Origin of the sequence: Microcoleus sp. FACHB-SPT15 (genome assembly GCF_014849525.1) — a bacterium.
GTDB lineage: Bacteria > Cyanobacteriota > Cyanobacteriia > Cyanobacteriales > Coleofasciculaceae > Symplocastrum > Symplocastrum torsivum.
In genome coordinates this window covers 1-19197 of the sequence record NZ_JACJNU010000044.1, presented here as the reverse complement: position 1 = coordinate 19197, position 19197 = coordinate 1, and the positions used below count along the sequence as shown (strand labels likewise).

Here is a 19197-nt window from a genome sequence, read left to right as displayed (position 1 = left end):
TGGTCAAACCTTCCCGCCAATCTAAGTTACAGACTTGCTTGGGTGTGCATTCTTCTAGTCATTCAATTTCTTTAGCATCCATGTTTCCAATCTTAGATAAGCAAGCTGTGAGAAAACACTGGCAACCCTTTACTCACCTAAATCCTTATCAGCACCTTGGCTGGCTGACTAGCACAGCGCTTCTGCTACTAGCGATAAGTGGTTCACCAGTCGCCGCTCAAACAACTCTGGTTGAAGAGGAATTTGATGACAACACTACCTTTGGTTGGTCAGTTGGTATAGCTAACCCAGATACACCCTTTCCTTGTTTAACAGCAGGAGACGCATTTACTCCGGATGGTTCAGTTGGAGCCTGTAATCCGGCAGACCCTGATGTACAGGGAGAAGGAGCGCTAAGAATCACAACAAATAACTTCCAGCAATCAGCCTTTGCTTTCTACGACTTCACTATTCCTTCAGGCTCCGGTTTAGTAATTACCTTCGACTACTTCTCATACGGTGGTGACGTAATTGGCAATCCTCCCAGTACAGCAGATGGAGTCACCTTTTTCTTATTCAGTGGCGAGACCACTAATCCTCAGCCTGGTGCTTTTGGTGGATCACTTGGCTACGCTCAACGAACCGGAGGAGGCGATCCTGCGGGTCTGACCAATGGGTATGTTGGTGTCGGACTAGATGAGTACGGAAATTTTGCCAATGATGGCGAGGGACGTGGTGCAGGCTGTCAGAATCCGTCTCCCTTTGGAACAGGAGTAAGAGTCCTTGATTCTGTAACTCTCAGGGGTTCGGGTAATGGAAATACTGGATATTGCTATCTCGAAAATTCCGATGTTCTACTTCAGGGCATTGACGTTCCCGATGCGCCCAATCGCGAGGCGGCACAACGAAGGGTCAGGATTACGCTGACTGAGGATAATAGGATATCAGTCGAGCTAGACTTTACAGGGACGGGAAACAACTTCCAACAAGTTCTTGACCCAATCAACTTGAACGATCCAGCACGCGGTCAAGCTCCTTTGCCTGAATCGTTCAAGTTTGGTTTTGCGAGTTCAACTGGAGATGCAACGAACATTCATGAAATCCGGAACCTCCGAATTACAACAGTCACGGAGGCTCCAGAGCCTGACTTGGAGATTACCAAAAGTCACGCTGGTAATTTTGTCGCTGGGGAAACTGGTGAATACACTTTGACCGTGAGGAACGTCGGTAATAATCAAACCTATGGTCCCACTACGGTTACAGACACTTTGCCTCCCGGCTTCAGCTTTGAATCATTTACGGGTGATGGGTGGAACTGCTCGGAAAACCCACCGGGAACGGTTACTTGTGTCTATTCTCCTGAGACAGACAACCCCGCAATCCAGGTCGGTGAGAGCCGTTCAGTTGTGATCAACGTTAATGTGACTTCTACGCCTGGTGAGTACATCAATACTGCAACCGTTTCGACATCAGCCGATAATAACCCAAGCAACGATACAGCAGAAGACGCAACGACTGTCACGGATGTCTTGACGGCGAGTAAAGAGGGAACACTCGTCGATGCTAATAACAATGAAGCCGCAGACCCTGGAGAAGCAATTACCTACACAGTAACCATTTCAAACGTCAGTTCTGTCGCCTCTACAGGAACAAGCTTTACCGACCAAATCCCGGAGGGAACAACATATATCCCAGGTACAACAACACTGAATGGCACAGCCGTAGACGATGCTCCTGGCGATACCATGCCGTTTTCTGGTGATGGCGCACTTGTTAACAGCGTTGGTGCATCCCCAGGAGAAATCGCTCCTGATGATACGGCTACAGTTCAGTTCCAGGTCAGTATTAATAATCCCCCAGGCGTGACCCAAATTGAAAACCAAGGTGCAGTAGCCAGTGACCAAGTTATCCTCCCTCCCCTATTGACCGAAGCGCCAGTGACAGGAGGCCCAGACATTATTCCGATTACTCCGGTTGGAGAAGTATCACCACGTTTGCGTTTAGTCAAGCGGATAACGAGCGTGAATACGACCCCCTTCAATAACGTTGTTGATGATCCAGCCGATGTGAATGACAATCCAGGGATTTGGCCAACAACACTACAGCCAGTGGGACTAAGACAATTAGACCCACTAGCGCCCCTAGAAAGCGGAGACGAGGTTGAGTACACCATCTACTTCATCTCAGATGGCACCGAGGAGAGTCAAAACGTTAGACTTTGTGACGCGATTCCCCTTGGAACAACATTCATCCCTGAAAGTTTCGGGTCAAGTAGTGGGATTTTGTTAAATCAAGGGGCGACACAATCCCCACAAACCAATGCCCCAGATACCGACCAAGGAACATTTTCTTCTCCGTTGACTCCTGTAACGGCTCCCTGTCCTGATACGAATAACCCAAACGGGTCGGTACTCGTTCAATTTGTACCTTCTATTCCAAATACTCCTCCAAACAATGTCGGATTTGTTCGCTTCCGGGTCAGAATTGACTAAACTTTCTCTCGGTGCTGTCTAGATGACAGACCATACTAGGAGTTTAGACAAAATCTGTCCTTAAGTTGTGAACGCTCTCATCCAAAAAATTCAAACAAGCTTACTGAATCTAATTGGTTCAGGTATCGAGGTTTTACCAGGAGTTATTGCAGGGATTGTTATTATCCTGCTGACTCGCTTTGGTGCTAACTTTATCGAGAAAATAATCACCAAGCTTGGCAAGCGAACTCTCCGTAGTCAATCGTTACAACTACTGCTGGCGAAGACGACTTATGTTGCCGCCTGGGTCATTGGAATTTTAGCCGCAAGTGTGCTTGCTTTTCCAGGCTTGCGGCTAGGTGACATTATTGCGGCATTGGGGTTGGGTTCTGTCGCAATTGGCTTTGCGTTCCAAGACATCTTCAAAAACTTCCTGGCAGGTGTACTGTTGCTATTGCAGGAACCGTTTCGGATTAATGATCAGGTGATTATTGAAGGGTATGAAGGTACAGTAGAGCAGATCAACATTCGTTGCACGCAAATCCGTACCTACCAGGGAGAGCGCATACTATTACCCAATTCAACCGTATTTACCACAGCGGTGCAAGTCAGGACGGCCTATGAGCATCGTCGAACAGATTTAGGGGTAGGTGTTGATTACAATACATCTCTACCTGAGGTTGCCGAGCTTTTAGAACACACGATAATGGGTGTAGATGGAGTTGTGTCTACTCCTGCGCCGGAAATAGATTTGGTGAGTTTTGGCGATAGCTCGATCGATTTTGTCGTGCGGTACTGGACATTACCGCCGCAAAAACAGGTGCGCCAAGTCAAGACAAAAGCGATTATTGCGATCAAAAAAGCTTTTGATCAAGCAGAGATTAACATTCCTTACCCGATTCGCACACTTTATATGTATGACCAGCAACGGTTTAATGATAATTTTCCTGTTTCAACGGATACTGAGTCCAATTGAAAGTCTCTCTATCTATAGGTAGACCATAGAGAAAGTTAGATTCAAACAATGTGTATAGATACTTGTTGTTCCATAAACCCTACGATATTTTAAGCCAGTTTACTGACAACGTCGGTAAAGTTCAGCAAGGCTGTGGCTCATTACTAAGCGATCGCGCTACACTCAAAGACTACATTCCAGTACCCTCAGTTTACCCAGTGGGACGCCTTGATAGGGATAGTGAAGGGCTAATGCTGTTGACGAACAATGGACGCTTACAGCATCGACTCTCAGATCGACGGTTTCGTCATCCTCGGACATACTGGGTACAGGTAGAACGTATTCCTGATGAAGCCGCCTTGAACCAGTTACGCGCGGGTATAGTAATTCAAAATTACTGCACCCGACCTGCGTTGGTGCAACTATTACCAACACACCCCCCTCTACCGGAGCGCCAACCGCCGATACGCTTCCGTAAAACGGTGCCAACCGCTTGGCTAGAGATAACTTTAACTGAGGGACGGAACCGTCAGGTACGGAAGATGACAGCGGCTGTAGGATATCCTACGTTGCGACTGGTGCGGGTTGCCATCGCTCATCTGCGTCTGGACGGTTTAGAACCAGGACAGTGGCGTGATCTCACACCAGCAGAACTAGAACCTCTGCGTCAGCTATGACAAACTAAATCCAGTACTACCACTGAGGGATTTTAGTTCCCCTCTAGACTCATACACCCAGCAACCAACCCCAAAAACTGCAACCTTCGATTCTGACGTGGCAAACTAGATGGCAGTTAGCTTATATACCAAAATTTAAAAATATTGACAGGAATTGAGGAAGTTCCATTATGTTACTTTGTCCCCAGTGTCAGTTCGAGAACCCCAATACTAATAAGTTTTGTCAAAGATGTGGAACTTCCCTGACCCATAAATCTTGTCATGAATGTGGGACTCAAGTCCCAGTGAATGCCGCGACTTGCCACAACTGTGGGGAGTTCACGGGAACGGTTTGGTGGGCGATTATTGCAAAAGACCTAGAGTCTTTCTCCCCCCCTAGCAATGCTCAAGCGGTGCCCCTTGAGGCACTAGAGTCAGTAACGGATAACACCTTCCAAACAGAGGTATCACCGTTACAGGAACCCGTTGATTCGGAGGCAAAGGGGCATGAATCGACCTCTAGTTCCCCTCAAATGGGCGTGAACCCCCCAGATGTCGAATCTATTCCCCTCTCACCTGTGGAACCGCTTGAGGCGACGGCAAATGAAGAAGGTTCGCAACCCCTACCGAGTTCCCTGCCACCAGATTTAGCTGAACCTGTTAACAATGACAACAATCATAGCGAGGTGGCTTCTGGCACACCAACGACTGTCTATCTAGACCCTCAACAGCGCTACCGACTGCTAGAACCCTTAAGCTTAGAACAGATAGCGGCGGCTGCCGAAACCCGCTACGGTACAGCTATTAGAGTCCTAGATTGTCAACCTTTCCAGCAATCACCCTTAGAAGCGCTGCTCGAACAACAACCCAATGAAGCCCAAAAAATTGAGGGTTTGGGTGGCAAATCTGCAAGTATACACTTAGAGTCCTGGAAAGTCCTTGGCATTCCAGCGATCGCACAACCCTATCTTGCTCTTAAAGAATCGTATTACCCAACGCTGCCAGAAGTTCATGATGCATGGCAACAGGATGGACAAGCTGTTGTGCTGCTAGAAGACCGATCTGAGTGGACGTTGCTAAGTGACTTATGGGGCAACGAACAGCTTTCTACGTTGCAGATTTTATACTGGCTTGACGAAATTGCCAAATTGTGGGAGGCACTAGAACAGTGGCATTGTCGTCAGAGTCTTTTGGAGATAGAAAATCTCCGGGTAGATGAAGACCAAGCACTAGGTTTAGTACGCCTATATCCAGAACCAATCGAGCAACAACTGACGCTTCAAGACCTGGGACAACTGTGGCAGCAGTTATTTAGTCAGTCCCAGAAGACACAATTTACTTCTTTGGGAGCGGTTTTCCGGCAGTTATGTACGAATGAAATCAAAACCGTTGATGAACTGCGATCGCAATTGGAAGCAATTGCCCACGAACAGCAATCGTCAATTCCTACAGTCGCTCAATCCCCGGATTCTACGTGGGACGAATCAGATAGCCCGATGCCAACAAATGTCACCGATGAGAGAGGAACGGCTATGACGCTGAAATCTCCTTTCAATAACGCCAGTGGCAATGATAGTGATGATTTACCCACTGTAATTTTGCCAATGCAGTTGCTGAGTTTGGATGATGCCGGTTGCACAGATATCGGTCAGCAACGAGAGCATAATGAGGACTGCTTTGGCATCCACACCCAAGTCAAAAAGCAGGAAAGCCCGATGGGTCGGTCTGTACAAGCTCGTGGCTTGTATGTTCTTTGTGATGGTATGGGAGGTCATGCCGCAGGAGAAGTTGCTAGTGCAATGGCGGTTGAGACAATCAGGCGTTATTTTCAAGACAATTGGCAAGACCAGCAGCTACCTACAGAAGACAGTGTACGTGAGGCGGTACTGCTAGCCAATCAGGCAATTTATGATGTCAATCAACAAAACGCCCGTTCTGGCAATGGTCGTATGGGCACAACGTTAGCAATGGTGTTGATTCAAAACACTAATGCCATGATTGCTCATGTGGGAGATAGCCGCCTTTACCGTTTGACCCGCAAGCGGGGCTTAGAGCAAATCACAGTAGATCATGAGGTGGGTCAACGCGAAATGAAGCGGGGAGTGGAACAGGCAATTGCTTATTCTCGCCCTGATGCCTATCAGCTCACTCAAGCCTTAGGTCCCCGCAGCGAACAGTTCATCAATCCTGATGTCCAGTTTTTGGAGCTTAATGAAGACACGTTGTTTGTTCTATGTTCCGACGGTCTGTCGGATAATGATTTCATAGAAACGCATTGGCAAAGTCACCTCGCCCCCTTACTTAGTTCTCGTGCCAACCTCGATCAGGGTATCCTTCAGTTAATCGAACTCGCCAATGAACACAATGGTCACGATAACATCACGGCTGTGTTAATCCGGGTGAAGGTGCGACCAAACTTTGATCAACAACAATTCCTCTAGTCGTAGGAGATGGAGATTGGGGTGATGAGCTATGGGCTATGGACTATGAACTATAGGCTATGGGCAAGAAATTCCTCGTTCCACCATCGCCTATTACTTTTCTAGTTCCCAGTTCCCCGTCTCGGCGAAGCTATGGTCACGCTGACCCTCTTACATCCTCAAGCATCCACCCCTCTGCAACAGTGGAATTTCGATAGCCAGTCAATTATCCGGATTGGTCGTTCTCCTGACAATGATGTCATTCTGAATGACCCTCTAGTTTCACGACATCATGTGGAACTTAGGGTTAGTTCGTCCCAATCCGGGGATTTATGGCAGTTGGTTAATCAGGGTACCAATGGAACCTTCCTCAATGGCATTTTGGTATCACGAGGTTTAGTCCCGGATGAAGCATTGATTCGACTTGCCCGTGAGGGACCAATGCTGAAGTTTCAAAACCACAAATCAACAACTCCTCCGACTTCCTCTCCTGTGCCTTTGCCTCTAGAAGAAGAAGAGGAATGGCCGACTCTCTCACAAAAGCCTAACCTTTGCACCCACACGGGTAATCCACCAGCGAACTTATTCTGCATTCACTGCGGTCAACCATTGGTACCAGTCCAGAAAGTCATCCACCAATACCAGGTATTACGGACTTTGGGACAGGGGGGAATGGGTACGACTTATCTCGCTTGGGACAAAGGCGGCTGCATCAAGGGGCGCCCTAGTCTACTGGTGCTTAAGGAAATGAACGCTGATATGGCGCAAGTGGCAAAAGCACAAGAACTCTTTGAACGTGAGGCTCGCACGCTAAAATCACTCAGCCATTCAGGAATTCCTAAGTACTACAACTTCTTTGTCGAAGGGGGTAAGAAGTATCTGGCAATGGAACTTATCCATGGTCAGGATTTAGAGCAGCGCGTTTTGGTTTCTGGCCCTGTAGCACCGCCACAAGCAATTGACTGGATGATTCAGACCTGTGACATTCTGGACTACATCCACTCCTGTAACCCGCCTTTAATTCATCGGGATATTAAACCCGCTAATTTGATGGTTCGCCATCGCGATAATCAAGTGGTGGTACTAGACTTTGGCGCTGTCAAAGAGATTGGGACGGCACCTGGGACACGGATTGGTGCTGAGGGTTACAGTTCCCCAGAACAAGACCGAGGTAATCCCGTGACTCAATCTGACCTTTATGCGATTGGTCCGACGCTAATTTTTCTACTGACAGGCGTGATGCCTTTAAAGTTTTACAAAAAGCGTGGTTCTGGATATGGGTTTGATGTTTCAACAATCCCGACAATCACTCCCCAATTGCGGGAAGTGATTGAACGAGTGTGTGAACCGAAAGTACGCGATCGCTACCAGACAGCGAAAGAACTGTCGAAGGCGCTAGCCGCTTGTCGCTAGGTATCAGCGTCCCGTTTCGCACTTAGCAGTGAGTTATTAATGAAGTCTAACTTTAGCGCGATCGCTAACTTATTCTTCGTCCCAAGCTTCTACTGCCAGTAAATCTGCGATCGGGTCTTGCATGGTAAACCCAAAGTCAATCAGTTCCTTCTTCCAGTAAGACCATTCATCCCCATAGAGAAGGGCGATTTTCCAAAGGCTATCGCTTGGCTTAATAATCTTAGATTCAACGAGTGAATACACCTGACGCTGAAACTTCACCATTGGGTGAGTAACTAATTGCTGAGTCATACTCTCAATAATTTTCAAATAACTTTTGCAAATGCTTGAACTAAAATGCTTCCTGATTTTTGTATTGCGCCGGTTCGTAGAGTTCTGCACGGCAAGGAAGCAGACATTTACTCTTGTAGCGCATCTAAGGAAGAGAGTGCAAGCTTTTTTGGGTAAGTGTACGGGAATTACTACCACTTGGCGTGGATTACTACACTCAACCTCTCCTACATCATACACCCGACACCCGAAAGTGTCGTTATCTCTTTTCTAAATCTCCAGAGGTTTGTTTACTTGTTCGTTGCTCTCTGGAAGTCTTGTCCTTTAGCTGAATCACGAAAGCCTTCCTTTCGTGTTCCCAATAGGCTTGGCGAAACAACCTTCGGTAAAGGTGGGACATTATCATCAACACGCAGTGGGACATAGTATCTGCTGTAGACGACACTGCGGGGTTTCCAAGGCGGTCGCCAAAAGCTATCCTGAATGACAGCTTTCCCTTTGTCATTCTTGGGTGACCATTCAAAGCTAATCACACCAAAATTGCTATGCCCAATTACTTCTTCCCCTTCTTGAATCCAAGGATTCCGCCAAAGCATTGCTAACCAATTTCCCAACCCTGTAAGCAATCCAGGATTTTCTTCCTCAGATGCTGCTGATGAACCCTCCTTACCTTCCCAAGGTGCGAGCGTGGCTTTCCCGCGTTTAAGCCACTCAACGTGGTATTGCCAGTCAGGGAGGCATTGAGCGTCTTTGAGGGCAATTTCCCAGGCAATGCCCCAGTTACCTTGCGCTCCCAAGATTTGCCGTACAACAGCACCCGTTGGGGGAAGCTCAACATCCATCACTCTTACACTTTCCTGTGTGACTTGGATTTCAACGAGTTCTGGCGGTTCATTCCAGCCTACCCAATCTTGGGGTTGTTCCGGGGCAAGAGATTTTGCTCTAGTGTGGATGAAATAGGTCTTCAACTCGCTGTTTTTGAAGGCACTTGCCGTCAGTTGGGCAAGCACTTGTCCATTTGGGTAGGGGCGCTGTTCCTCGTTTTGTTCTCCTCGACCTTGAACGTTTATCAGTGCGGAATTAGGCTCTCCTTTTGGTGGTTCAAAATGGCGACGTGCCCAATAGCTGATGCGAATCGCCCCAGCAAAGTGAATATCACCGGATAGCACTACCACCTGCTGCCGTCGCTTGAATAATTCAGCCAACAGCCTCGATAATGCCACCTCATGCAAATTCCAGGCATCACCTACATCCGAGTCGAAAACATTGCCTTTCTCCAGCTCCCACTGTTGAACGATGTCAATGATTCGTAGGCTTACGAGATTAGTAGGCACAACGATAAATGTAGCTTCAATGTCTGTCTCATTGGTTTGATTAAGCTGATCGGTAAATTCTAAAGGCTTTTGAATTTGTTTTCTGAAAGCCGAGGGAGACAAAAGCATGGGGGGATCGATCGCTCCTTCAGAACCTTGGGGATAGCCTCGCCAAGTTCGAGTGTCAAGCACAATCACTTCATGTTTGAAGCTCCGGACGGTGTAATGCCACTCGATCGGTTGTGTCCCATCTGGATAATCTCGATCCATGACCAAAACATCTTCATCAAGCTTAAACTTTGGCAAACCAGTTTCCGGTTCCACAGCAGGAAGTCCGAGGCACTTAGCAATCTCCCCTAAGGCAGATTCATCGGTTCCTGCTGATGCTGACCAAAGTGTTGCCGCTTTCAGCAAGTTACCACCCGGTTGTCCTTCCTGAAACTGGTCGGGGGTGTTTCCCCAAGCTTGAAACACAGCGTAGGCTAACAGCCCATTTTGCACCACACGTTTACCCAGTGGTTTACCCAACACACTCTCACACCAAGCACGATTCAGGTACCAGTCATCGCTCAAGTCGTGGTCGTCACAAATCATATAAACTGGCACATTTGCCATTGCCCGTCGGACTTTCCAAAGCTCACTAAAGCACTCTTTCAGCAAAACGGCTTCACGATCCCATTGCTTTGCCAGCTTTGGGTCTTTGTGGATATCCTTACCCCTCGGAAAGCGATCGGGCCAAAGAATCGGCGACCAAACAAGCATATAGAGGGTGAAGTATTCACCCAAGCTAAACAGGTGGCTTTTCGATTCCTCTGGAGTATCGATCAGCATGGCTGTCAGCCCAGCGTAATTCTTGGCAATGTCAGTGCGTGTTCCAGGCTTAAGTTCACTCGGTTTCCTGCTTTCATATGGTCGGATCTGAAAAGGCAAATTTTCTTCCCAACCGAGCAAAGTATCACCGACATCAGTGGCTAGCCACAGCAACGGGTCAGCAACGTCGTCACCGTAGATTTGGTCACCCGTGAAAAATAGCTGATGCAGTCGGGAATTTGGCTCCTTAGCATAATGCTCAATCAAGTCATCTAGAATTGGTAGGGCATCGTGTCCACCACCGTGTAACTTCCGACAGGAACCATGAGCCAGCCGTAAGTGATTTAAGTCTTCCGGTGGCATGGCAAAGGTGGGTAGCTGATGCTCAAAATAGCTGACAGTGATTAGGGGAGAAGGTATCGCTAACTGTAAGGCTTGAGCAAGATTCTGTTCCTGGGTACCGAAACTTAGGTCATAAGCATAAATTTGTCCAGATTTTAACACCCCAGAGACGGTAAAGGAGTCAACTTTTCCCGTTTCCTCCTCATTCACTGGCTTCGCTGTGACGGCAACAATGTGCAGATACTTACCAAGTGGCACAGTGGAGCGTGTACCTTCCAGTAACACAGTTTTGATCGTAGAACCGTTGTCCTGTGTAGCGTAAACTTTCAGAGTGACTTCGCGAGGCGCTTTGAGGGCAATCCAAACTGTTACAGCATTACTCTCTGTACGTCGCAAGATTGGGCCGACCAGAATTAGTGGCAGATGCTCGATGCGATCGCTACTTCGCAGCAATGGTAATGCCTGCAAAATCGTTTTGCTATTTTCATTGGCGCGCTGTACGCGATCGCCTAGCGGGACACTACTGCGTCCTTCGCTTAAAGGTGTCCGTGACATACAACAAGAGTTGCTGCCTCACACTGAAAGCAGCCTTAGTTAGAACTATGTCGAATAGCTTAGCCTATGCCTAGTTAAATCCAATTTTTTTATTTATCTGCATTACTTCTCGGAAAATAGACGGGGGAGCAGGGGAGGCACTGGAGGCTTTCAAGGGTAGGTTGGTAATAAAGACCCTCAATAATAATGAGATGATAGGGTGATGAGTGAAATATTCTCAATGTATATATTAACGTTCTAGTTCCCTATCGCCCTACCTCCCCAACATCCCAGCCTAAAAAACCTACCTTCGTGAGAGTAGTTGCAACATATCCGTTAAGAAAATCCGGAAAGCGAAAACTGTCATTGGTAACGATTAATAATCAAAAGTGAGATGCAGTTGGAGGAAACCATGTCTGTACCCACGCGCCGTACCTTGCCGCTAATCTTAATTCGCGGATTTGGCGGTTTCAACACTGATGATGAGAAGAGGGTTGCTTATCAAGGATTCAACAACGGCACCGTCTATCCTCAAAAGCGGGGGGAAAACTACATCTATGAGGGACTAATCCTACGGCTGATGAAATCGTCTTGGCGTTATCATGACGCTACTAATGTGGTGGGATATTACTCGAATAGAGTGACAGAACCAGCGCTTATTCCAGAGGCACTCAAGCATTTCAATCCAGAATTCTTCAGTGGCGACAAAGTTGTGATCGATCCAGCGATGGCGCTACACCTGATCAAGACTATTGAAGATTTGCGGCACACATTCTGGGTATTTCGCTACTACGACCTCAATGACCGGACTTTTGAAACATATGGTCAAGCACTGGTTCGGCTGATCGACTTTATTCGCGAACTGGCAGTAGACAAGAACGGTACTAGACCCAAGGTCAATATCATTGCTCATTCTATGGGTGGGCTACTCGTTCGCGAGGCAGTGCAGTGTACCTATCCAGACAGTAACCGCAAGGCTGAGGACTACATCAACAAAATTGTCACTCTAGGAACGCCACACCAAGGTGTCACCTTTCAAATTTTCAAAGATTGGATTGGTATTCAAGCGGAAAAGGAATTTGAGCATTTTAGTCCTGAGTTTCAAGCTGACGAAAACAATCGTGCATCCTATAAGCATTTTCAAGACCACTTCCCATTAGATAGGTTGCTAACGGTTGTTGGCACTAACTACCGTTCTTATAGCATCACTCCTGCCATAATGTTGAACCGCGTTTTCTCGGCTGGGGGTGAGTTTGGGTCAAACTACAACCGAAGTGACGGGTTGGTAAAGCAAGCGTTTGCTCAAATTCCTGGGGCACCGCGAACTTTTGTTCACAAGTGCCATGGAGGTATTGATTCACTAATTACAGCCCGTGAGTCCTTTGAGGTGGCAACGCGATTTTTCTTTGGGAATGTGCGGGTACGTTTACGCTTTGTGCAAGGAAAGATTACCCGTGGTCAAGATTTGTTTGGTAAAAGTGAATTCTTCCTGGGAGTTTCCATCAAGCCACGCCGTGTAGATTTTGAGCTTTTCCACCAAAGTGCGGAAGCGGAAAATTGCTATGGACCGTTCCGTAATGTCGATTTTAGCGATCGCAACATTGCCTTCCCTTGGGCAGATGACAACAAGCTCATCTGGGAGGGCTACCTGAACACCCTGCCGATTATCAACGACGAGAGCATAACAACTAAGGACATGGTGATGCGGCTAGACTTCTATATTGGCGAACGTGATTTGTTTGGGATTGGTTTTTCCGATAACTTGATCTTCCGCAAGCACTACTACGTTCGTGCTCTTTTATCACCTAATTTAAAGCTTTACCTCCATACAGGTGAAGAGTTTGCCCTAGACGAATTCCAGCCATCAAAAGAGCAGGAAATGAGGATAGTAGCTGATGGTTGGGAATTTGATGTCGTAGGAACTGGTTTTGAGGGTACGTTCGGTATCGAAATCGAGCGAGTTCCTGAAGAAGGACAGCCAGAACCGTTGACTGAAGAGAAGGCGACATAATTGGGCAACCGTTAAACAAATCCGTTTTTGTTGGCAGTTTTTCCAATAAATTTCTGACTAATGTGATTGCCTTACAGTGCGAGGAATCGCTTTTTTATGAAAATCTGTACTAAAGTGATAAACTGCTATTTTTTCAGGAGTAGCGTCGTACTATTTAAAAAGGCGATCGCAATTAGAAAATCAAATGGGATTCCAGCTTGAGAAAGTCATTCCCTGGGGTCGTTCGATGGAGGAATATGTCAAGATGTTCAATCTGACTCCTGACGAACTCCAATTAAATATTCTTGATTGTGCGGGTGGCCCTGCTAGCTTCAATGCCGAGATGAAGCAGCAAGGATATGAGGTTATTTCCTGTGACCCAATTTATCAGTTTTCTGCGGGTGAAATTGCCCAGCGCATTCAAGATACCTACCAATCTGTAATAGACGGCGTTCAGGCAACTCGTGAATACTTCGTTTGGCAGGATATCCAATCACCTGAACATCTAGGGCAAATCAGGATGGCAGCGATGCAGAAATTCCTAGAAGATTTACCGTTGGGAATTCAGCAAGGACGCTACATTACTGCTGAGTTGCCAACGCTGCCATTCGATAGCGATCGCTTTGATTTAGCGCTTTGCTCCCATTTGCTGTTTACCTATTCTGATCTACTTTCGCAAGAATTTCACCTCGCTTCAATCCGAGAACTATGCCGCGTTGCAACACAAGTACGAATTTTTCCCTTGCTGAATAATTTTTCTACAGAGGTATCACCTTTAGTAGGGTTGGTAATGAAAGAGTTAACAGCACAGGGATATAACCTAGAAATTCAGCAGGTGTCCTATGAGTTTCAAAAGGGCGGCAACCAAATGTTGCAAGTTCAGCGAGGCAACATCTCTTAAAAGCTGATCAGATTGTTCCTCTCTCGACAGGAACCAAATAACAGCCATTAATCCGCCAAGTCCTGTCAGGCTGCTTTTCCATCAGGTAAAGCGCTGTCATTGGTACACCCTCAGAGTCAAGCAGCAACACTGGCTGCGTTAGAACTCCTCTCATATTCGTGAGGTCTTCAAACAATACAGAACGGGGACGATAGACGGCTGGGTAAGCTGTCTTAACCATACGCATAAAGTTCTCCGGAGTTTCAAACTGAATCTGAATTCCCGGACTGGCAAACGAGAAAGCGGTAGTAGCATCATCATTTTGAAACGCCTGAAGTTGGCGTTCAATGATAAAGCGGATTGCGGTGCGATCAGTCTCAGTAACTTCCATTTGCTGAGCTTTAACAGGTAGAGCAAGTCGTGAACGGTTTACTCAAAATTATAAGGAGTGTTCAAGAGTTCGATTTTGTAGGCTGAGGCACTGCTCAAAAAATTCAAGGCGTCCTTCTTTTAAGAAAAACGCCTTGCTGCCTATTGATATTTTTTTAAGAATTGTTCAAGGTTTAGTAGGGTTACTCATGACTCAGAGTACCACCACGAGACTAGCTTTGAAGCCTACAATCGGTAGTCAACCTAGCTGAGTGAAGCGTTACTACGATCATAGGTAGCGCTGAAGCTAGGATGCGGCTTACCTTGAATGTGGTTCCAGTAGTCCACAGTATCCATTTCCATGCCTACTTCGGCGGCAGCGCGACCAAGCATGGATTGCTGGCGATTTTTGATGATGTGGTGATGACGCATCATTAGGGCGCGAGCTTGTTCTTGAGTAGACATTCTATTATTCTCCGATTACCTTAACGAGGCTTGGTTAGATTCTTTTTTCCTTACATTTATAACTATACCAGAAAATTCTGTAACAAAAGCTACAAAAAGGCTTTGATTACAAAAATTTACATAATTTTTTAGAAACATAAGAGACAGCTTCTGGCAATACTCCCAGCGTGAGAGTCCAGCGAGTGCGATCGCTTTTGTGAGAAAGTTGTCAAAACCCATAATCTAAATGGGTATCCCTTCTTGTCCTGTCCAGAAGACGAAACGCCTGTAACATCCTGAGGCACTCGTGGTACGGTAGTGCTTTCTACGATGTAGAGAGATTACTCCGTATGGATAGCCAAACCGCTAGCAATTCCCCAACCTCACTTCAGACCCAGTGGGATGCACAACTCTACGATAGTAAGCATTCCTTTGTCTCCCAGTTCGGTACAAGCTTGGTTGAGTTGCTATCTCCAAAATCTGGAGAATCTATTCTAGACCTTGGTTGCGGCACAGGTCATCTGACTGACAAGATTGCGGCGTCTGGGGCGGAAGTCATTGGTATTGATAGCGCCTCAACCATGATTGAGCAAGCACGTCACCATTACCCCAACCTACGGTTTGAAGTAGCGGATGCAAGAGATTTGCAATTTCAAGAACAATTTGACGCTGTATTTTCCAATGCTGTCCTGCATTGGATTAGAGAACCGGAAAAGGTTGTAGCTGGTGTCCAACGTGCGCTGAAACCAGGAGGACGTTTTGTTGCTGAGTTTGGTGGAAAGGGTAACGTTAATGCCGTTATTAGGGCGATTTCCAACGCTATGGAGGCTGTCGGTTATCCCGTTGATGAAGCGATGAATCCCTGGTATTTTCCTAGTATTGGGGAATATGGAACGTTACTGGAACAACAAGGATTAGAGTTGACCTTTGCTACTCTTTTTGAACGCCCGACCCTGTTGGATGATGGAGATCAAGGGATGCAAAATTGGATCAAAATGTTTGGCAATAGTTTTTTGCAAATCCTTCCGGCTGACAAGCAGACCGAGGTTTTAGCGAATATTGAAAATCAGTTACGTCCAACGTTGTATCAGGAGGGAACTTGGTTTGCTGACTACAAACGAATTCGAGTGATGGCAATCAAGTTGTAAGGCTAGTGGGGCGATTTGATGTATGCGATCGCTTTTTAAATACGAACAATACGAACTCCTTATGCTAACCGCATCACCACTGTAATCCTACTGCTAAACAACCGCTCAAAAATACAGACAACGTGACCGACCACAGGAAAATTGAGTACTACTATGCCTAGTGTGGTGTAATGGGAAGCGTAGGAGGTACTAGCCCCTTAGCTCAGCTATCTTTAGTTGGTTATAGACGCAGCCAATGCCGAGCTGGAATCTTCTAAAGCGTCACACGAGTCCCGGACTATCACGGCTTTTGCATCCTCAGATTTTTATCTTTAAAGACTTTTCATGCAGACTAAAGCTTTTAATGAGCTTTTCCCACTGTTTAACACGGCTAACCCAGAGACATTAGAATGGCTCCTGTCTGTTGTCGTCGAACACGAGTACCCATCAGATAGAGCTGTCTTAATGGAAGATGCCTGGGGAAACGCCGTTTACTTTGTTGTCTCCGGCTGGGTCAAAGTTCGACGCCTCTATGGAGATAACGTTGTTACGATGGCAATTTTGGGTCGGGGTGATTTTTTCGGTGAAATGGCAATCCTCGATGAGTCTCCCCGCTCAAACGATGTCATTGCCTTATCTGACGTACAGTTACTAAGCGTTTCTGCTCAGCGCTTTATTCAAACCCTCTTCAAAGACCCGCAATTGCACCACCGGATGTTGCAACTGATGGTGCGGCGGCTACGTCAGACAAATCTCCGCTTTCAACGACGGCATCAGCCGCCTGCTGTGAAGTTAGTAAGTACACTGGTTGGCTTGGCAGAAAACTATGGTCAACCCACTGAGCGGGGGATGGAAATCTATAACATTCCCTACAAGGATTTGGCAGATATCACAGATATCAGTGCTGAGGATACTGGCAAAATCATGGAAAAGCTTGAAAGTAAAGGCTGGATTAAACGTGATACCCAAAAACAGACACTCTACCTGATTAATATTAAGCAGTTGACTCATCTAGCAGGACGAGTTTAGGAGATGGGGAAGATGAGGGAGTAATTTTTGCCCTACCTTCCTCACCTTCCCCACCACTGCATCACCTCATCACCCCCACAATTAGCTAATCTAAAAGCTTAATCGCTATAAAGCTAATTGCTAAATGAAGACTGAAGCAACAACCGTTCGCCCCACTGGGGTACCCAGCACTCTACCAGTAATTTTTTACCAAGTGGCAATGCCACAACCCGAATCACACCTATTTGAGGTGACGCTGATTGTACAAGGTTGGCAGGAATCGGTACTGGACTTGAAAATGCCAGTTTGGACTCCAGGCTCTTACCTAGTGCGGGAGTATGCTAAACATCTCCAGGATTTCTCCGCTAAGGCAGGTGATAAAGGACAGCCATTGCCTTGGCTCAAACTTGGCAAAAATCACTGGCAAGTTGAGACAAAGAATGCTTCAGAAATAGCGGTGCGTTACCGGGTGTTTGCCAATGAATTGTCAGTGCGAACCAATCACTTAGATGCAACTCATGGCTATTTTAATGGGGCGGCATTGTTCTTCTTCATTCCTGGCTTTGAGCAACAACCGAGTCGGGTAACGATTGTGCCCCCTAAGCCGGATTGGTGTGTAACAACACCCCTACAACCTGTTTCAGGAGAAGCGAATACCTTTGAGGCAAAAGACTTTGACACATTGGTAGATAGCCCGTTTGAAATTGGTCAAGCACAGCTATATGACTTTGAAGTGTTGGGGAAACCGCATCAACTCGCAATTTGGGGAAAAGGCAACGCTGACCCCGATCGCATTATTGCGGATACCAAAAAAATTATTGAGGTTGAAGCCGAGTTATATGGGGGTTTGCCCTATGAGCGTTATCTATTTTTGCTGCATCTTGCCGCTACTGGTTTCGGCGGATTGGAGCATAAGGATAGCTGTTCCTTAATTTACCCTCGTTTCGGTTTTCGGAATAAGGAGAAGTACAACCGCTTCATACAGTTGGTAGCGCACGAGTTCTTTCACTTGTGGAATGTCAAGCGGATTCGCCCGAAAGCGCTAGAGACGTTTGATTATGAGCAGGAAAATTACACAACGTCTCTATGGTTTAGTGAGGGAACAACGAGTTACTACGATTTGATAATCCCCTTGAGGGCAGAGATTTACGATGCCAAGACTTTCTTAGAGGGTTTGAGTAAAGAAATTACACGCTTGCAGACAACACCAGGTCGGAAGGTACAGCCGCTAAGTGAGTCAAGTTTTGATGCCTGGATTAAACTTTATCGACGAGATACCAATAGTGATAATTCTCAGATTTCCTACTACTTGAAAGGAGAAATGGTCTCGTTCTTACTGGATTTGCTAATCCGTGCGCGACATGAAAATCAGCGATCGCTCGATAATGTAATGGCAGTAATGTGGCAGCAGTTTGGCAAAGATGAAATTGGGTTTACCCCCGAACAACTGCGGGATGTGCTTGAGTCGGTAGCACAGACAGATTTGGCTGACTTCTTTGAGCGTTACGTTGATAGTACTGACGAGTTACCGTTCGATGAGTACCTGCAACCGTTTGGCTTGCGGCTTCATAGCTTCGAGGAAGACGATGCCGCGCCATTCTTCGGTGCAATGGTGAAAACGGAGAACAATCAGGAAGTCATCAAGTTTGTCGAAGCGGGTTCTCCGGCTGGGATAGCAGGTATTGATGCAGGTGATGAGTTGCTAGCGATTGATGCGATACGAGTAACCGCTGAGAGCTTAAGCGATCGCCTGAAAGACTACAAGGTTGGTGATACCATCCAAGTGACAGTCTTCCACCAAGACGAATTGCGTACCCTACCTGTAAACTTGGCACAACCACGACCCAGTCGCTATCAGCTTGTACCTGTGGAATCTCCCTCGGATGCTCAAAAACAGATGTTTTCTGGCTGGTTAGGGATAGATTTGTTGGCAATTCGGTAGAACTCACAAATGAGGAGATGGGGAAGATGGGGAGGTAGGACGTTAATATACATAAACTTTGGGAGTTTTTCACTTATCACCTCACCTCCCCATTCCCTCATCACCCTATTTTCCTAGTAGTGCAAACACCACTACTTAACATCCAAGAACTTTGAGGTTAGCGGGACTTAGACAAAAATTAAGCCCAAATAAACCCTAAACTGGCTTTGTAAGCAGCAAACACGTCACGATTTAGGTTCAACCAATCAAAAAATCGAAAAGACATAGCTGTTCT

At 46.6% G+C, this 19197-nt stretch carries 14 protein-coding genes; 10 read left to right on the top strand and 4 right to left on the bottom strand.

What is annotated here, in order from left to right; all coding sequences use genetic code 11:
* The first annotated feature begins 80 nt into the window (after positions 1-80).
* The 5 genes from H6F98_RS14500 (at position 81) to H6F98_RS14480 (ending at position 7894) form a co-directional block, all read left to right on the top strand.
* A complete protein-coding gene (locus H6F98_RS14500; protein ID WP_192219412.1) occupies positions 81-2471 on the top strand; it encodes a DUF11 domain-containing protein in 2391 nt (796 codons plus the stop codon).
* A gap of 67 nt (positions 2472-2538) precedes the next feature.
* Positions 2539-3426, top strand: a complete 888-nt coding sequence (locus H6F98_RS14495; protein ID WP_192219411.1) for a mechanosensitive ion channel family protein — start codon at positions 2539-2541, stop codon at positions 3424-3426.
* A gap of 50 nt (positions 3427-3476) precedes the next feature.
* Positions 3477-4082, top strand: coding sequence for a pseudouridine synthase (locus tag H6F98_RS14490; RefSeq protein ID WP_192219410.1), 606 nt, complete (start codon positions 3477-3479; stop codon positions 4080-4082).
* Positions 4083-4252: 170 nt separating this feature from the next.
* The gene (locus H6F98_RS14485; RefSeq protein ID WP_192219409.1) at positions 4253-6502 is read left to right on the top strand and encodes a serine/threonine phosphatase; all 2250 of its coding nucleotides are present in this window, start codon (positions 4253-4255) and stop codon (positions 6500-6502) included.
* Between the two features lie 132 nt (positions 6503-6634).
* Positions 6635-7894, top strand: a complete 1260-nt coding sequence (locus H6F98_RS14480; protein WP_192219408.1) for a protein kinase domain-containing protein — start codon at positions 6635-6637, stop codon at positions 7892-7894.
* Positions 7895-7963: 69 nt separating this feature from the next.
* Here the strand turns inward: H6F98_RS14480 and H6F98_RS14475 are convergent, their stop codons facing one another.
* Positions 7964-8185, bottom strand: coding sequence for a DUF4327 family protein (locus H6F98_RS14475; RefSeq protein WP_192219407.1), 222 nt, complete (start codon positions 8183-8185; stop codon positions 7964-7966).
* Positions 8186-8454: 269 nt separating this feature from the next.
* Positions 8455-11184 (bottom strand): alkaline phosphatase D family protein, encoded by a 2730-nt coding sequence (locus H6F98_RS14470; RefSeq protein ID WP_242058534.1) that lies wholly within the window; start codon positions 11182-11184, stop codon positions 8455-8457.
* 391 nt (positions 11185-11575) lie between these two features.
* On the opposite strand from H6F98_RS14470, the gene H6F98_RS14465 reads away from it, so the two are divergent.
* Both H6F98_RS14465 and H6F98_RS14460 read left to right on the top strand, forming a co-directional pair.
* A complete protein-coding gene (locus H6F98_RS14465; RefSeq protein WP_192219406.1) occupies positions 11576-13174 on the top strand; it encodes a triacylglycerol lipase in 1599 nt (532 codons plus the stop codon).
* Positions 13175-13358: 184 nt separating this feature from the next.
* Positions 13359-14054: a class I SAM-dependent methyltransferase gene (locus H6F98_RS14460; RefSeq protein ID WP_192219405.1), complete on the top strand. Its 696-nt coding sequence runs from the start codon at positions 13359-13361 to the stop codon at positions 14052-14054.
* A gap of 7 nt (positions 14055-14061) precedes the next feature.
* On the opposite strand, the gene H6F98_RS14455 is transcribed toward H6F98_RS14460, so the two are convergent.
* The gene (locus H6F98_RS14455; protein WP_192219404.1) at positions 14062-14424 is read right to left on the bottom strand and encodes a DUF4864 domain-containing protein; all 363 of its coding nucleotides are present in this window, start codon (positions 14422-14424) and stop codon (positions 14062-14064) included.
* Positions 14425-14666: 242 nt separating this feature from the next.
* Positions 14667-14867: a hypothetical protein gene (locus tag H6F98_RS14450; protein ID WP_192219403.1), complete on the bottom strand. Its 201-nt coding sequence runs from the start codon at positions 14865-14867 to the stop codon at positions 14667-14669.
* 329 nt (positions 14868-15196) lie between these two features.
* Here H6F98_RS14450 and H6F98_RS14445 point away from each other — a divergent pair, with 329 nt between their 5' ends.
* From H6F98_RS14445 to H6F98_RS14435, 3 genes are all read left to right on the top strand, one after another.
* Positions 15197-15994, top strand: a complete 798-nt coding sequence (locus H6F98_RS14445) for a trans-aconitate 2-methyltransferase (protein WP_192219402.1) — start codon at positions 15197-15199, stop codon at positions 15992-15994.
* Between the two features lie 324 nt (positions 15995-16318).
* Positions 16319-17002, top strand: a complete 684-nt coding sequence (locus tag H6F98_RS14440; protein WP_192219401.1) for a Crp/Fnr family transcriptional regulator — start codon at positions 16319-16321, stop codon at positions 17000-17002.
* Between the two features lie 124 nt (positions 17003-17126).
* The gene (locus H6F98_RS14435) at positions 17127-18923 is read left to right on the top strand and encodes a M61 family metallopeptidase (protein WP_192219400.1); all 1797 of its coding nucleotides are present in this window, start codon (positions 17127-17129) and stop codon (positions 18921-18923) included.
* The last annotated feature ends 274 nt before the right edge of the window (positions 18924-19197 follow it).

What these genes read in the sequence shown, in the direction of transcription:
- H6F98_RS14455 (WP_192219404.1), bottom strand. Translation starts at nt 14,424, where the DNA reads ATGGAAGTTACTGAGACTGATCGCACCGCAATCCGCTTTATCATTGAA.
- H6F98_RS14440 (WP_192219401.1), top strand. Translation starts at nt 16,319, where the DNA reads ATGCAGACTAAAGCTTTTAATGAGCTTTTCCCACTGTTTAACACGGCT.
- H6F98_RS14480 (WP_192219408.1), top strand. Translation starts at nt 6,635, where the DNA reads ATGGTCACGCTGACCCTCTTACATCCTCAAGCATCCACCCCTCTGCAA.
- H6F98_RS14470 (WP_242058534.1), bottom strand. Translation starts at nt 11,184, where the DNA reads ATGTCACGGACACCTTTAAGCGAAGGACGCAGTAGTGTCCCGCTAGGC.
- H6F98_RS14485 (WP_192219409.1), top strand. Translation starts at nt 4,253, where the DNA reads ATGTTACTTTGTCCCCAGTGTCAGTTCGAGAACCCCAATACTAATAAG.
- H6F98_RS14450 (WP_192219403.1), bottom strand. Translation starts at nt 14,867, where the DNA reads ATGTCTACTCAAGAACAAGCTCGCGCCCTAATGATGCGTCATCACCAC.
- H6F98_RS14500 (WP_192219412.1), top strand. Translation starts at nt 81, where the DNA reads ATGTTTCCAATCTTAGATAAGCAAGCTGTGAGAAAACACTGGCAACCC.
- H6F98_RS14435 (WP_192219400.1), top strand. Translation starts at nt 17,127, where the DNA reads ATGAAGACTGAAGCAACAACCGTTCGCCCCACTGGGGTACCCAGCACT.
- H6F98_RS14465 (WP_192219406.1), top strand. Translation starts at nt 11,576, where the DNA reads ATGTCTGTACCCACGCGCCGTACCTTGCCGCTAATCTTAATTCGCGGA.
- H6F98_RS14445 (WP_192219402.1), top strand. Translation starts at nt 15,197, where the DNA reads ATGGATAGCCAAACCGCTAGCAATTCCCCAACCTCACTTCAGACCCAG.
- H6F98_RS14475 (WP_192219407.1), bottom strand. Translation starts at nt 8,185, where the DNA reads ATGACTCAGCAATTAGTTACTCACCCAATGGTGAAGTTTCAGCGTCAG.
- H6F98_RS14460 (WP_192219405.1), top strand. Translation starts at nt 13,359, where the DNA reads ATGGGATTCCAGCTTGAGAAAGTCATTCCCTGGGGTCGTTCGATGGAG.